Annotated in this window: 14 protein-coding genes and 1 pseudogene; 2 read left to right on the plus strand and 13 right to left on the minus strand. The window is 43.2% G+C overall.

The window, feature by feature from the left end:
• Nucleotides 1–72 precede the first annotated feature (72 nt).
• Entirely contained in the window at nucleotides 73–468 is a 396-nt protein-coding gene (locus B9T29_RS10255; RefSeq protein ID WP_086175835.1) for a hypothetical protein, read from the plus strand.
• Between the two features lie 95 nt (nucleotides 469–563).
• Here B9T29_RS10255 and infC read toward each other — a convergent pair whose 3' ends face one another.
• The 4 genes and pseudogenes from infC to B9T29_RS16835 form a co-directional block, all read right to left on the minus strand.
• A complete protein-coding gene (infC, locus tag B9T29_RS10260; RefSeq protein ID WP_413772757.1) occupies nucleotides 564–1061 on the minus strand; it encodes a translation initiation factor IF-3 in 498 nt (165 codons plus the stop codon).
• A gap of 59 nt (nucleotides 1062–1120) precedes the next feature.
• Complete coding sequence (gene thrS / locus B9T29_RS10265; protein WP_086175837.1) at nucleotides 1121–3043, minus strand: threonine--tRNA ligase; 1923 nt, start codon at nucleotides 3041–3043, stop codon at nucleotides 1121–1123.
• A gap of 246 nt (nucleotides 3044–3289) precedes the next feature.
• A pseudogene (locus tag B9T29_RS10270) lies at nucleotides 3290–3627 on the minus strand (hypothetical protein); the annotation flags it as partial.
• 155 nt (nucleotides 3628–3782) lie between these two features.
• Nucleotides 3783–3968: a hypothetical protein gene (locus B9T29_RS16835; protein WP_086175838.1), complete on the minus strand. Its 186-nt coding sequence runs from the start codon at nucleotides 3966–3968 to the stop codon at nucleotides 3783–3785.
• 236 nt (nucleotides 3969–4204) lie between these two features.
• Here B9T29_RS16835 and B9T29_RS10280 point away from each other — a divergent pair, with 236 nt between their 5' ends.
• Complete coding sequence (locus B9T29_RS10280) at nucleotides 4205–5845, plus strand: acyl-CoA synthetase (RefSeq protein ID WP_086175839.1); 1641 nt, start codon at nucleotides 4205–4207, stop codon at nucleotides 5843–5845.
• A 153-nt stretch (nucleotides 5846–5998) separates the two neighbouring features.
• Here B9T29_RS10280 and yjgA read toward each other — a convergent pair whose 3' ends face one another.
• The 9 genes from yjgA to mazG all read right to left on the minus strand — a co-directional run bounded on the left by yjgA (nucleotide 5999) and on the right by mazG (nucleotide 12643).
• Nucleotides 5999–6535, minus strand: a complete 537-nt coding sequence (yjgA, locus tag B9T29_RS10285) for a ribosome biogenesis factor YjgA (RefSeq protein ID WP_086175840.1) — start codon at nucleotides 6533–6535, stop codon at nucleotides 5999–6001.
• A gap of 2 nt (nucleotides 6536–6537) precedes the next feature.
• Nucleotides 6538–6807, minus strand: a complete 270-nt coding sequence (locus tag B9T29_RS10290; protein WP_086175841.1) for an HPr family phosphocarrier protein — start codon at nucleotides 6805–6807, stop codon at nucleotides 6538–6540.
• Nucleotides 6804–7655, minus strand: a complete 852-nt coding sequence (gene rapZ, locus B9T29_RS10295) for an RNase adapter RapZ (protein WP_086175842.1) — start codon at nucleotides 7653–7655, stop codon at nucleotides 6804–6806. Before rapZ ends, B9T29_RS10290 begins: the two co-directional genes overlap by 4 nt.
• Nucleotides 7656–7682: 27 nt before the next feature.
• The gene (gene panC / locus B9T29_RS10300; RefSeq protein WP_086175843.1) at nucleotides 7683–8528 is read right to left on the minus strand and encodes a pantoate--beta-alanine ligase; all 846 of its coding nucleotides are present in this window, start codon (nucleotides 8526–8528) and stop codon (nucleotides 7683–7685) included.
• Nucleotides 8529–8530: 2 nt separating this feature from the next.
• Complete coding sequence (gene panB, locus B9T29_RS10305; RefSeq protein WP_086175844.1) at nucleotides 8531–9340, minus strand: 3-methyl-2-oxobutanoate hydroxymethyltransferase; 810 nt, start codon at nucleotides 9338–9340, stop codon at nucleotides 8531–8533.
• Between the two features lie 47 nt (nucleotides 9341–9387).
• Complete coding sequence (folK, locus tag B9T29_RS10310; protein ID WP_171264029.1) at nucleotides 9388–9873, minus strand: 2-amino-4-hydroxy-6-hydroxymethyldihydropteridine diphosphokinase; 486 nt, start codon at nucleotides 9871–9873, stop codon at nucleotides 9388–9390.
• Nucleotides 9873–11327 carry a polynucleotide adenylyltransferase PcnB gene (gene pcnB, locus B9T29_RS10315; RefSeq protein ID WP_086175846.1) on the minus strand — a complete coding sequence of 485 codons (1455 nt, stop codon included), beginning with the start codon at nucleotides 11325–11327 and terminating at the stop codon, nucleotides 9873–9875. Before pcnB ends, folK begins: the two co-directional genes overlap by 1 nt.
• Nucleotides 11328–11462: 135 nt before the next feature.
• Entirely contained in the window at nucleotides 11463–11870 is a 408-nt protein-coding gene (locus tag B9T29_RS10320; protein WP_086175866.1) for a ComEA family DNA-binding protein, read from the minus strand.
• Between the two features lie 11 nt (nucleotides 11871–11881).
• Entirely contained in the window at nucleotides 11882–12643 is a 762-nt protein-coding gene (gene mazG, locus B9T29_RS10325) for a nucleoside triphosphate pyrophosphohydrolase (RefSeq protein ID WP_086175847.1), read from the minus strand.
• Between the last annotated feature and the right edge of the window lie 25 nt (nucleotides 12644–12668).

A 12668-nucleotide genomic window follows, 5' to 3' on the forward strand; every position in this document is an offset into this window, starting at 1 on the left:
TTTTCTTTGCCATATACTGACTAAAAAGCGCTTAAAAACTCAAAACAATAGTTTAAATAAAACAGGTCTATCATGAACTATACAAGACAGCCTCCGCTTAACCCGATCAGCTTATTTATTGCCTTATTCTTTTTCTTGCTATTGGTGCTTCTCTTGCTGTTCGGCTGGCCGCATTATAAAGTGTGGAAGCAAGGCATGGACGGTCAAGCTGCACTAGCAGAAGCGGAACAATCCAAAATGATTCAGGTGCAAGTCGCTAAAGCAGAACTGGAAAGCGCCAAGCTTCGTGCTGAAGCGATTAAACTGGTTGGACAAGCAGCTAAAGATTATCCTGAATATCGTAAACAGGAATTCATTGGCGCCTTTGGTGAAGCATTACGCGATGGGCGAATTCAACAAATCATCTACGTACCGACTGAAGCCAACATTCCCATTGTTGAAGCAGGCAAGCAGAGTACGGCGCAATAAAGCCCATATCCAGATAATAAGAATTTTAGTATTTCTCACAAAAATCAGCCATAAAAAAGCACTGCCATTGCAGTGCTTTTCTAATCAATGAGTGCTTACTTTTTACGTTTTGGTCCAAGTAGCATACCCATTTGACGACCTTCCATTTTTGGTGTTTGTTCAACTACACCGAATTCGGCTACATCTGCTTCAACTTTTTGCAATTGAGCAAGACCGAGTTGTTGGTGAGCCATTTCACGACCACGGAAGCGTAGAGTGATTTTTACCTTGTTGCCTTCTTCAAGGAACTTGATAATGGCACGTAATTTTACGTTGTAATCACCAACATCAGTCGCAGGGCGTAGCTTGATTTCTTTCACCTGTACTTGATGCTGTTTTTTCTTCGCTTCTTTCTGCTTTTGCTTAAGATCAAACAAATGCTTGTTGAAGTCCATGATTTTACAAACAGGTGGCTCAGCATTTGCTACGATCTCTACAAGATCAAGCTCAACGCTTTCTGCCGCACGTAAGGCATCAGCCAAGCTTACGATACCTTTTTGCTCGCCATTTTCGTCTACAAGACGGACTTCTTTTGCACGAATTTCATCATTCAAGGCAGGACGGTTTGATTTGTTACCGCCCTGTTGATTACGGTCAGGCTGTTTAATCGCTGTTACTCCACAATGTACCGGCCGCGTTCGGCTACGGCTGCTTTTACTAAGTCAACGAAAGCATCGATTGACATAGTACCTAAATTTTTTCCTGAGCGGGTACGCACGTTCACTGTACCTTCCTCAACTTCACGGTCCCCGAGAACCAATAAGTAAGGAATACGCTCTAAAGTACGTTCACGAATCTTAAAGCCGATTTTCTCATTTCTCAAGTCAGAAATTGCTCGAATACCGCTTTCTTTAAGTTTAGCGACGACTGACTCACATGCTTCAGCTTGCGAATCGGTAATATTCATCACACACGCTTGAACTGGCGACAGCCAAGGTGGCATAAAGCCTGCGTAGTGTTCAATCAGTATACCAATAAAACGCTCGAAACTGCCAAGAATTGCACGATGTAACATTACAGGCTGATCACGGTCGTTATCTTCTGTTACATAAGAAGCATCCAAACGCTCAGGCAAGTTAAAGTCACACTGAATAGTACCACATTGCCAGATACGGCCTAAGCAGTCTTTCAATGAGAATTCAATTTTCGGACCGTAGAATGCACCTTCACCCGGTTGAAGATCCCATGCAAGACCTGCAGCATCTAAAGCATCTGCCAAAGATTTTTCTGCCATATCCCAAAGTTTGTCATCACCGACACGTTTTTCTGGACGTGTCGACAATTTCATTTGCACTTCTTCAAAGCCAAAGTCTTTATAGACATCCAGGGTTAACTTGATGAAGTCCGCAACTTCTTGACCAATTTGTTCTTTAGTACAGAAAATGTGTGCATCATCTTGGGTAAAGCCACGTACACGCATAATGCCGTGCAATGAACCTGATGGCTCGTTACGGTGACATGAACCAAATTCTGCAAGACGTACAGGTAAATCACGGTACGATTTTAAACCCTGGTTGAACACTTGTACGTGACAAGGACAGTTCATTGGTTTAACCGCATAGTTACGGTTTTCAGAATGCGTGGTAAACATGTTGTCTGCATAGTTTGCAGCATGTCCAGATTTTTCCCAAAGGGTGAAATCAACCACTTGCGGGGTACGGATTTCAAGGTAGCCGTTGTCTTGCTGAACTTTACGCATGTACTGTTCAAGTACCTGGTAAATGGTCCAGCCATTCGGATGCCAGAACACCATACCCGGTGCTTCTTCCTGCATATGGAACAAATCAAGCGCTTTACCGATTTTACGGTGATCACGCTTTTCAGCTTCTTCAATACGTTTGATATAAGCTGCTAACTGTTTTTTGTCTGCCCAAGCTGTACCGTAAATACGTTGCAGCTGTTCGTTTTTCGCATCACCGCGCCAGTAAGCGCCAGAGATTTTAGTCAGCTTAAACGATTTTAAAAATTTGGTATTCGGTACGTGCGGACCACGGCACATATCCAAATAATCTTGATGGTAGTACAAGCCCATTTGTGTTTCTTCAGGCATGTCTTCAATCAAGCGGAGTTTGTATTCTTCGCCACGTGCAGTAAATTCTTTAATGACTTCATCACGCGGTGTCATTTTTTTGATGACATCATAGTCCTGATCGATGAGCTTTTTCATACGCTCTTCGATGGCTGCCATGTCGTCTAAAGTAAACGGACGCGGCATCCAGATGTCATAGTAGAAACCTTCTTCAATGACTGGACCAATCACCATTTTTGCTTCTGGGAACAATTGCTTAACCGCATGGCCGACCAAGTGTGCACAAGAGTGACGAATGATGTGTACACCATCTTCATCTTTAGGCGTGATAATTTGTAAGCTTGCATCTTCGGTGATGAGATCAGACGCATCAACCAAACGATCGTTTACACGACCAGCAACTGTATTTTTTGCAAGACCGGGACCAATGCTAAGTGCAACGTCCATCACAGATACGGCTTGATCAAATTGTTTTTGATCGCCATTTGGCAAAGTGATAATTGGCATAAAAAATCCTTAAGGAGTGATGCCCCGTACCATAGGGCATGTCACCGCGAGATTATGATCAAGGCAGAACCTCAAAAGATAAAAACGGTGGATAAATAAAAATCGCCTAGAATTTTACACGTCTTATCCACAGGATTAAACCTTTTCACCTAGAAAATTCGCGATTTGGCTGATTTTGAATTTATTTGCCAATGTGCTGCCATCCCCCTAATTAGGGATTTCAGCTGTCATTTTTATTCTCTAAAGCTAATCCCATGCTTCGAATTTACCCTCTGCGTAAGCATAGAGCTGCGCAAATTGCGGGATAATCGCTTCACTCTGGGTTGGTCTTAAAAACACATAATCATCCCGATCAATCTCACAGGATTTCGGCACCAGCAGCATTTCCTGATTGCTACTGCGGCCATACAAGCGATGCTGCTTGCTTTTTTCAGGATAAATAAACCGGCCTGCCAATAGCCACCGTACACAAACAGGGCTTTATATTTATGCGGAAAATGATTCAGCAGTTCAAGACCCGGCAATTGGCTATGGCGCAAAACTTTTAAGACTGGCGTGGCAATCCATAAGGCACATTGCAGTTCAGCCAGACTTTGCTGATTAATATCGCCCTGATTCAGTAGTGCCTGATTGATTGGAGCACGATATTTGCCTAAATCTTCCAGGCGTGTTTCCGCTTGCACTGTGCATTGCATTTTCGCCTCATCAAAGACCAGCATGCCTTCTTAAATGATCAGATTCAGCAGTATCTCATCCGTTTTAGCCAAAGCACTAAACGAATGTCAGCTCCCACTGCACGGATCTGTGCATCCGATTTCACCAGTTGCTGGAGTTCATTCAGCTGACGAGGTTGAAAAATTTCAGGATCAGCCTGCTGGCTTCCAGACCAGTTGTGCCATCCTTTATTCGCCTGTTGTATTTTCATTATTATTCCTTGGCTGATACTATTTTAATTGCCCAGTTAGAGTAAAATACCTAAAAAAGCAAATATGGGAACCCATGCGTTCAAAAAAAATCAGTACTGCAAAATATTTTATTTATTTTTCAATGTTTTAAAAATAGCTAAATAGTACTCGACTAAAGCATAAATGCAAGATTTCCAAGAAATGCATATCTTTTTCAAAAGGATATCAAAATAAATATATATAACGGAGTTTTAACATGGTTAGCGCATACGATGAATTACCGCGTACCCCCGCAAATTTTGTAGCGTTGTCACCTTTACGCTATCTGGATCGCGCAGCGTATATCTATCCAAATCAAGATGCGATTATTCACGGTAAGCGCCGTATTACCTGGCGTGAAAAATACAATCGTTGCCGTCAGTTTGCCAACCAACTCCAAAACTTAGGCATCGGTAAAAATGACACCGTTTCTGTACTGCTGCCAAACGTCCCTGCCATGCTTGAAGCGCATTTTGCTGTTCCTATGGCAGGTGCTGTACTCAACACCTTGAATACCCGCCTAGATGCCAAGACAGTTGCATTCATGCTTGAGCATGCTGAAACCAAAGTGTTATTGGTCGATCCTGAATTTACTGCGCTCGCTAAAGAAGCACTCGCACTGGTGTCACAAGACATCTATGTGATTGATGTGGCCGATGAAGAGTTTGAAGGGGAAGACAACCGTATTGGTCAAGTTGAATATGAAGACTGGATTGCTCAAGGCGATGCCAACTTTGAATGGCATTTACCGCAAGATGAATGGGATGCCATCAGCTTAAGTTACACTTCTGGAACTACGGGTAACCCTAAAGGTGTGGTTTACCACCACCGCGGTGCCTACATTAACGCAGCCAGCAATATCATTGCCTGCGGTATGATGCCTCGTGCCACCTATTTATGGACCCTGCCACTGTTCCACTGTAATGGCTGGTGTTTTGCCTGGACCATGGCTGCTAACGGCGGTACCAACATTTGCTTGCGTAAAGTTGATGCTGAACTGATCTTCAAATTGATTGCTGAACATAAAGTCGATTATTTCTGTGGCGCACCGATTGTCCTGTCGATGCTGATCAATACACCAGAAGAGAAAAAGGCCAAGATTGAACACCGTGTTGAAGTGATGGTGGCTGGTGCAGCACCTCCAGCAGCGATCATTGAAGGTATGCGTAATATCGGCATCAATGTCACTCATGTCTATGGCCTGACAGAAACCTACGGTCCTTCTGCACTTTGCGCATCACAAGCGGGCTGGAGTGATTTGTCGATTCAAGAACAAGCGCAGTTGCATTCGCGTCAAGGGGTTCCATATCCATTACAAGACGGCATGAAAGTACTTGATCCTGAAACCATGCAAGAAGTTCCGCATGATGGTCACACCATGGGCGAAATTATGTTCCGTGGCAATATTGTGATGAAGGGTTATCTGAAAAATCCTGAGGCCACAGCAGAAGCCTTCGCTGGTGGATGGTTCCATACTGGCGATTTAGCAGTTTGCCAGCCGGATGGCTATGCAAAAATTACTGACCGTTCCAAAGACGTGATTATTTCAGGGGGTGAAAATATTTCCTCGCTAGAAGTAGAAGAAGTGCTGTACCAGCACCCTGCAGTGCTTACCGCAGCCGTGGTAGCAAAACCTGACCCACGCTGGCAGGAAGTTCCGTGTGCCTTTGTGGAACTGAAACAAGGCAAAACAGCAACGCCTGAAGAACTGATTGAATTCTGCAAACAACATTTGGCCCGTTTTAAAGTACCTAAAGATGTGGTGATTACCGAAATTCCAAAAACATCTACCGGAAAACTGCAAAAATTCATTTTGCGTGACTGGGCCAAAGAACGAGCTACAGGCGAGTTTAATTAATTTTTTCTGAATAATATCTCAATAACCTCCATCCCAACCTTCCTCCTACCAGGAGGAAGGAGAACGTGGAATATACAAAGAGAAAATTATTAAGGCATAAAAAAGCGACTCAATTGAGCCGCTTTTTTATTTCTATCATGAAACAAAAAAAAATCAGTTGTCTGAAATTAATGCCACTTGCTGAATATAGTTAAACAGTTTTAATTTGGATGCAGCTAACTCTTCTTCAGACACTTGCTTCGCCATATCACGATGGATACGCAAAATATGCTGACGAATAGGATGATGCTCCGCCGCATTATGCGCTTTCATAAATTCTTTAATCACCGGATCACCTTGAGCGATCATGCGGTCGACCCAACGCTGTAATTGAGCTGTCTTCTTTGCTCCTTGCTGCGGGGTTAAATAAGACAAAATCATTGCCTCATCTTCATTACGCAACAATTTACCAATCCGTAGAAACTGGCGACGACGTGCCTCACCTGAAGTAATACTACGCACATCAAGCAAAGCATCAATTAAACGTTCTTCCACAGGAAGTTTCTGAATCTGTTTAAGACTCAATTCAGCCAGTTGTTCACCTAAAGCAGCCATACGCTGAACTGCTTTTTTTTGTTCGGTTTTGCTTGCACGTCCTTCTAAAGATTCAAAGTCATCTTCAGTAAAACGCTGTTGCGGTCGACGTGCCACGATTAATCTGCCTCGTAAAATTTTGCTGCAAATAGTGCCTGAATTTCAGATAAAGCTTGTTCTTCATCTGCGCCTTCAAGCACTAAACGTAAAGTTGTGCCCTTGCCTGCACCGAGCATGAGCAAGGACATAATATTTTTTGCATCTACTAATTTGTTCCCTTTACCAATTTGAATCGATGAACGAAATTTGGTGGTCACTTCAATTAGCTTTCCAGACGCACGCGCATGTAAACCTAGTTTATTAATTACATCAACAGTTGTGTCAATCATGACCAGTGCTTCATTTCTCTGTGTAGGACTTGGATAGACCATTTTTCCTCTAGGGCTTTTTTGAGTCTATCAACGATATATACTGAACGGTGCTGCCCGCCGGTACAACCAATGGATACCGTCATATAGTGACGATGCCCTTCTGCAAATGCAGGCAACCACTTATCTAAAAAGTGATAAATGTCTTGGAACATCTCATTGGTTTGTTCACTTTGCAGCAAAAACTGTTGCACAGGCAAATCTAAACCTGAATATTTTCGCAATTCCAGATCCCAATGTGGATTAGGCAAATGACGCACGTCAAAAACATAATCGGCATCAAGCGGAATACCGTGTTTATAACCAAATGATTGTAAAATTAAAATGAGATTATCTGATTGTCCAAGTTTAGACAACAAGGTATGTTTCAGATCATGTACGCTTTTATCGGTGGTATCAATATGTACCGTTGAACGCAACTGTATCGGAAGCAATAATGTTTTTTCTTCCTGTATACATTCAGTCAGGCTTTTAAAACGGCTGGCTAAAGGATGTGGACGTCGCGATGCACTGAAACGAGAAATCAGTTCCTGATCTTGTGTAGTCAAATAAATGATATCCACCGACCCATATTTCTGCAGTTGTTCAAAAACATGGTCAAACTCTTGTAAATCTGCGCGGGTACTGCGTACATCCACGCCTAGTGCCAGTTGTTCTAAATTATTGTCACGATCAAGCTTTTCCACAATTTCCGGCAGCAATGCCAACGGTAAATTATCAATACAGTAATAGCCCAGATCTTCAAGCACCTGCAGGGCAGATGATTTTCCAGATCCGGATTGTCCTGTAACAATTAAAATACGCTTCATGGCAAGGCTGTCCTTTATAGCAAGAATCTATGCAGTATGCTTAACCTGCAAGTTATCAATCAGACGGGTTGTACCTAATTTAGCAGCGACAAACAGCACCACATCCTGATCAAATGCTTCTATTTTTTGTAATTCTGGAGTACGCGCTTCCACATAATCCACAATAAAACCAGCTTGTGTCAACTTTTGCTTCATATTTTCTAACACTTCCGCAAGACTAACACCACTGTGCAATTGCTTTTCGGCCGCATTTAAACTTTGGTAAATGGTCGGGGCAATGGCACGGTGTTCTGCACTCAAATAACCATTACGCGAACTGAGCGCCAAACCATCTTCAGCACGGGTAATTGGCACACCAATCACTTCCAGCGGAATGTTCAGGTCACGTACAAACTGACGAATCACTGCCAGTTGCTGATAGTCCTTTTGCCCAAAGAAGGCATAATTTGGCTGTACAATATTAAACAGTTTAGTGACTACCACCGCCACGCCATCAAAATGACCCGGACGCTGTAAACCACATAAGTCATTGGTAATATCAGACACGCTAATATTGGTTAAACGTGGCTTATTGCCATACATTTGCTCAACGCTAGGCGCAAAAATAATGTCACAGCCGACATCGGCCAACAAATGGCTATCGCGCTCCAAAGTACGTGGATAACTATCAAAGTCTTCGTTTGGCCCAAATTGAATCGGGTTGACAAAAATGCTGACTACCACAACATCACAGAGTTTTTTTGCTTCACGCACCAGGTTTAAATGCCCTTCGTGCAAATTACCCATGGTTGGGACAAAACCAATAATTTTTCGTGCCGATCGAGCTGGACTCAGTGACGCGCTTAATCCCTGAATGGTAGTTTCTGTTTTCATGTTTACAGCTCAACTTGAAAAGTTTGTTCTTTAGCAGGAAAAGAATGATCCTGGACTGCAGCATGGTAGGCTTTAAAAGCATCCAGAATTGCAGTTTCTCCTGCTTGTTCTTTCATAAAATTACGTACAAATTTAGCCACATGGCCACCGGTCAATCCAAGCATATCTTGCACCACCAGCACTTGGCCATCAGTATCCGCACCCGCGCCAATGCCAATCACAGGCGTATGCGGAAACAATTCACTAATTTCCTTACCCACCTGTGCCGGCACACATTCCAGTAGTAGGACTGCAGCACCAGCTTCCACCACTGCCTTACAGTCGGCAATCAACTGATCGGCAGCTTCACGGGTACGCGCCTGAACTTTATAGCCGCCAAAGACATGCACGGATTGCGGAGTCAACCCCAAGTGTACACACACAGGAATACCATTGCGGGTCAAGACCTGAACCGTTTCGGCCAGCCATGCACCACCTTCTATTTTCACCATGTGCGCGCCAGCTTGCATCACCTGTTTGGCACTGATGAGTGCATCATTCAGTGTGGCATAACTCATAAACGGCAAATCAGTCAAAATAAAAGCATGCTGGTTGCCACGGCGAACCGCTGCCGTGTGATAAGCCATATCCTGTACCGTTACAGGTAAGGTAGAATCACACCCCTGAATGGTCATCCCTAAAGAATCACCAACCAAAATTGTATCAATTTCAGCAATTTCCATTGCTTTCGCCATACTCGCATCATAGCAAGTCAGGCAGGAGAATTTGCGGCCTTGCGCTTTAAATTTTCTTAAGTCACTTAGACTAATCATCCGGATATTCCTCTTATGACGACTTTCTCAAGCGGTCATGCAAAAAATTAAATATTTGCCCAATTTCCTTCATCCAGCACTGTAAGCGACGGATGTTGCAATAGCGGTAAATCTTTTAATAGTTGGCCTTTGAGTTGAAAATTTGCATCCAAATCAAGCAATGGCATCAATACAAAATCACGATCCATGACACCGATATGCGGTACAGTCAAACGCGCGTTATGAATCTGTTCTTCGCCATAAATGAGCAGATCCAGATCCAAAGTCCGTTCGCCCCAATGACGCAGTCGAACTCGACCTGATTCCTGTTCAAAACGCTGCAATTCATCCAGCAATGCTAGTGGCTCCAAGTCTGTAATGAGCTGTATAGCCGCATTTAAGTAATTGGGCTGATCTTGAGGTCCCATGGGAGGACTTTGATACAACCTGGAGGTTTTCACTGTTCCCAATGTCGCCAGCTTCTGCACTGCTTCGATCAAAATTTGACGCGAATCACCCAGGTTACTGCCTAAGCCAATATAGGTTACTGTCATCATTGTGTCGGTCCAAAAACAACCTGACTTAAATCACGTTTGACCCGTTTGCGTTTTAAAATTGGATGATCGGAGGCAATTTCGGAACCGCCTGCCGACACAGTTTGAACCGGTCTTTCCAGTTTTGCCCGGCTCTTGCGTTCACGACGGCTACGCGGTTCAGGCTCGTTCACCAATGGCTCAATCTCAACAGCCACCAATTTAGTTTCTACCACATCTTCTGTTGCAGTTTTACGACGGTTTTTTGCACGTTGACGGTTGTATTGACTAATGGCACGTTCTTTTTCGTCCGTCGTCATCTGTTGATACGCATCCCACCACACACCCATGCCTTGGGTGGTGGTGTCACCTGATTTCTCACGCAGCAACAGAAAGTCAAACCCGGCACGGAAACGTGCATGGGTTGATAAAGCCTGAATTTGTTGCGGCTTCGGATTGAGCAAACGCGTTTGCATTTCCCACACTTCACGAATAAAGGTTTCTGCAAAACGTGGAATAATGGTACGGGTGGCCTGACGTTTTAAAACATCCAAACCAGCTTGTGCTCTTGCCTCTGCAGGAACAACACCTTTACTTAAATAAAAGTTGCAACGCTCTAAGAACGGTTTCCACAACAATACCGCATAAAAGAATGCCGGGTTGATGGTTTTGCCAATTTGAATACGCTGATCGGTATTAATGGCAGCACGTTCAATAAAGGTCGAGATATCCGGGCTGATGTCTGCAAACAGCTGACGCCAAATATCAAAATCAATCAACATCGGCAGCACACGGTTCAAATGCCCCATGGTGAACAACTTCTGTGATTCATCATATAAACGGTGCGGAGAGATATCACGCAGCAACTGGGTCATTTCAGGGGTAAAAATCTCTAAAATTTCAGGCGCAATACTAAAATTTAATTTTGCAGCGAACCGCAAAGTTCGGAGCATCCGCACCGGATCTTCTTCAAAACGTAAGGTTGGATCACCCAATAAACGTAAGGTTTTATTTTTTATATCATCAATGGCATGACAGAAATCCAGCACAATACCTTTACGCGGCTGGTAATACATCGCGTTAATGGAAAAATCGCGGCGGGCAAAATCCTGTTCAATCGTGCCCCAATTATTATCACGTAAAATCATGCCTGAAGCAGAAGTGACTGCCTTTTTAGGCGGTGCACGGAAAGTGGCAACTTCGATCAGCTCACGACCAGCATAGACATGAGCCAGCTCAAAACGTCGTCCGATAATCCGGCAACGTCGTCCGAAGACTTCTTTCACCTGAGCCGGAGTTGCATTGGTCACCGCATCAAAATCTTTAGGATTTAGCCCTAAAATTAAGTCACGGACACCACCACCGACGATATAAGCTTCATAGCCAGCCTTGGTTAAAGCATCGATAACATCTAATATGGAAGAAGGTAATTGAGCGGTTGATAAACCACATTTTGACGCGCGCAAAGTTTGCAAAAGACGCTGTCTCCTACGTCTGAACGTAAAATATCTAAGATGACGCTAATCATATCTCTAACACAATCAAAGGGCAATTTGATTATCTCAATGCTCAATATTTTGTTTGATATTTTAAGGATCTATTGCCTTCTATTACAAAGCTAAACGATCTTTATTCTTGCTAAATAGCGCAGGTCCAATCCCCTTGACCTGTTGCAATTCTTCAATGTTTTTAAATTTCCCATTTTTTTGCCGATAGGCAATAATTGCTTCCGCTTTCTTCTGACCTATCCCGGACAGTTCTTGTAACTGTTCAGCATTGGCCTGATTCAAATTAATCTTTGTCGCTGAAGATGTGGAGTTTAAAGCAGGCTTAGCCAGATAGTGCTCTCGTGTTGAGACCCGTGGTATTTTTAACCGTGCATCGTGGGCCTGCTGTTCAGTCTTCCATTTTAAATATTGCTGGTCAAACTGTTGAGCATAACTATTAGATATACTCAATAAAGACAGCAAACTAAAAAGATAAGAAATCCCCTTCAGGATAAGTATTATTTTTTTCATTGGTAAACCTATTATTTTAATTGTTTTTTCGCCTGCTCCCAAAGTAGATCCATTTCTTCTAAAGATAGGGCTTCAATATTTTTATGTTGTTGCTGAGCCTGATCTTCAATGAAAGCAAAACGTGTTTTAAATTTATGAATGGTACTTAACAGTGCCATTTCACTAGAAAGCCCTAGTTTACGTCCAACATTGATCAATGAAAATAAACAATCGCCAAATTCGTCGCATATTTCGTCGGAATTTTGCTTTTGCATGGCTTGTTGCAATTCAGCTAATTCCTCATTCAATTTGCCATAAGCGCCTGCCACATCGGCAAAATCAAAACCAATTTTCGCAGCATTTTTTTGAATTTCATGTGCTTGCTGAATTGCAGGTCCATGTTTTATTTCATCTAAACGTGATTGTGCTTTACCCTGCTTTTCCTGTTGTTTAATTTTCTGCCAGAGTATCGAGACATCTTCCGCACTCAATTGTGAATATTGCTCTGCCTGAAATACATGAGGATGACGGCGAATCAATTTCTCGGTAATGGCATTCACCACATCATTGAAATCAAAAGCGCCTTGTTCGCTGTACATTTGTGCCTGAAACACCACTTGCAGAAGCAAATCTCCGAGCTCATCGCGTACTTCCTCTGGCTTGCCCTGCCGTACCGCTGCTTCAACTTCATAGGCTTCTTCTATGGCATATCGGGTCAGGCTTTGCGGTGTTTGCTGCTGATCCCATGGACATTTTTCACGTAACTCTCGCATTACTGCCAATAATTGATCCATGTTATTCTCACTCCCATCATTTCAG

Source organism: Acinetobacter sp. ANC 3903, from assembly GCF_002135315.1.
Lineage (GTDB): Bacteria > Pseudomonadota > Gammaproteobacteria > Pseudomonadales > Moraxellaceae > Acinetobacter.

Bases quoted from the DNA above. Each gene is read 5' to 3' on its own strand.
- mazG (WP_086175847.1), bottom strand. From the start codon at position 12,643: ATGGATCAATTATTGGCAGTAATGCGAGAGTTACGTGAAAAATGTCCA.
- panB (WP_086175844.1), bottom strand. From the start codon at position 9,340: ATGATTAGTCTAAGTGACTTAAGAAAATTTAAAGCGCAAGGCCGCAAA.
- panC (WP_086175843.1), bottom strand. From the start codon at position 8,528: ATGAAAACAGAAACTACCATTCAGGGATTAAGCGCGTCACTGAGTCCA.
- B9T29_RS10290 (WP_086175841.1), bottom strand. From the start codon at position 6,807: ATGATTGACACAACTGTTGATGTAATTAATAAACTAGGTTTACATGCG.
- rapZ (WP_086175842.1), bottom strand. From the start codon at position 7,655: ATGAAGCGTATTTTAATTGTTACAGGACAATCCGGATCTGGAAAATCA.
- B9T29_RS16835 (WP_086175838.1), bottom strand. From the start codon at position 3,968: ATGAAAATACAACAGGCGAATAAAGGATGGCACAACTGGTCTGGAAGC.
- thrS (WP_086175837.1), bottom strand. From the start codon at position 3,043: ATGCCAATTATCACTTTGCCAAATGGCGATCAAAAACAATTTGATCAA.
- B9T29_RS10255 (WP_086175835.1), top strand. From the start codon at position 73: ATGAACTATACAAGACAGCCTCCGCTTAACCCGATCAGCTTATTTATT.
- folK (WP_171264029.1), bottom strand. From the start codon at position 9,873: ATGACAGTAACCTATATTGGCTTAGGCAGTAACCTGGGTGATTCGCGT.
- B9T29_RS10320 (WP_086175866.1), bottom strand. From the start codon at position 11,870: ATGAAAAAAATAATACTTATCCTGAAGGGGATTTCTTATCTTTTTAGT.
- B9T29_RS10280 (WP_086175839.1), top strand. From the start codon at position 4,205: ATGGTTAGCGCATACGATGAATTACCGCGTACCCCCGCAAATTTTGTA.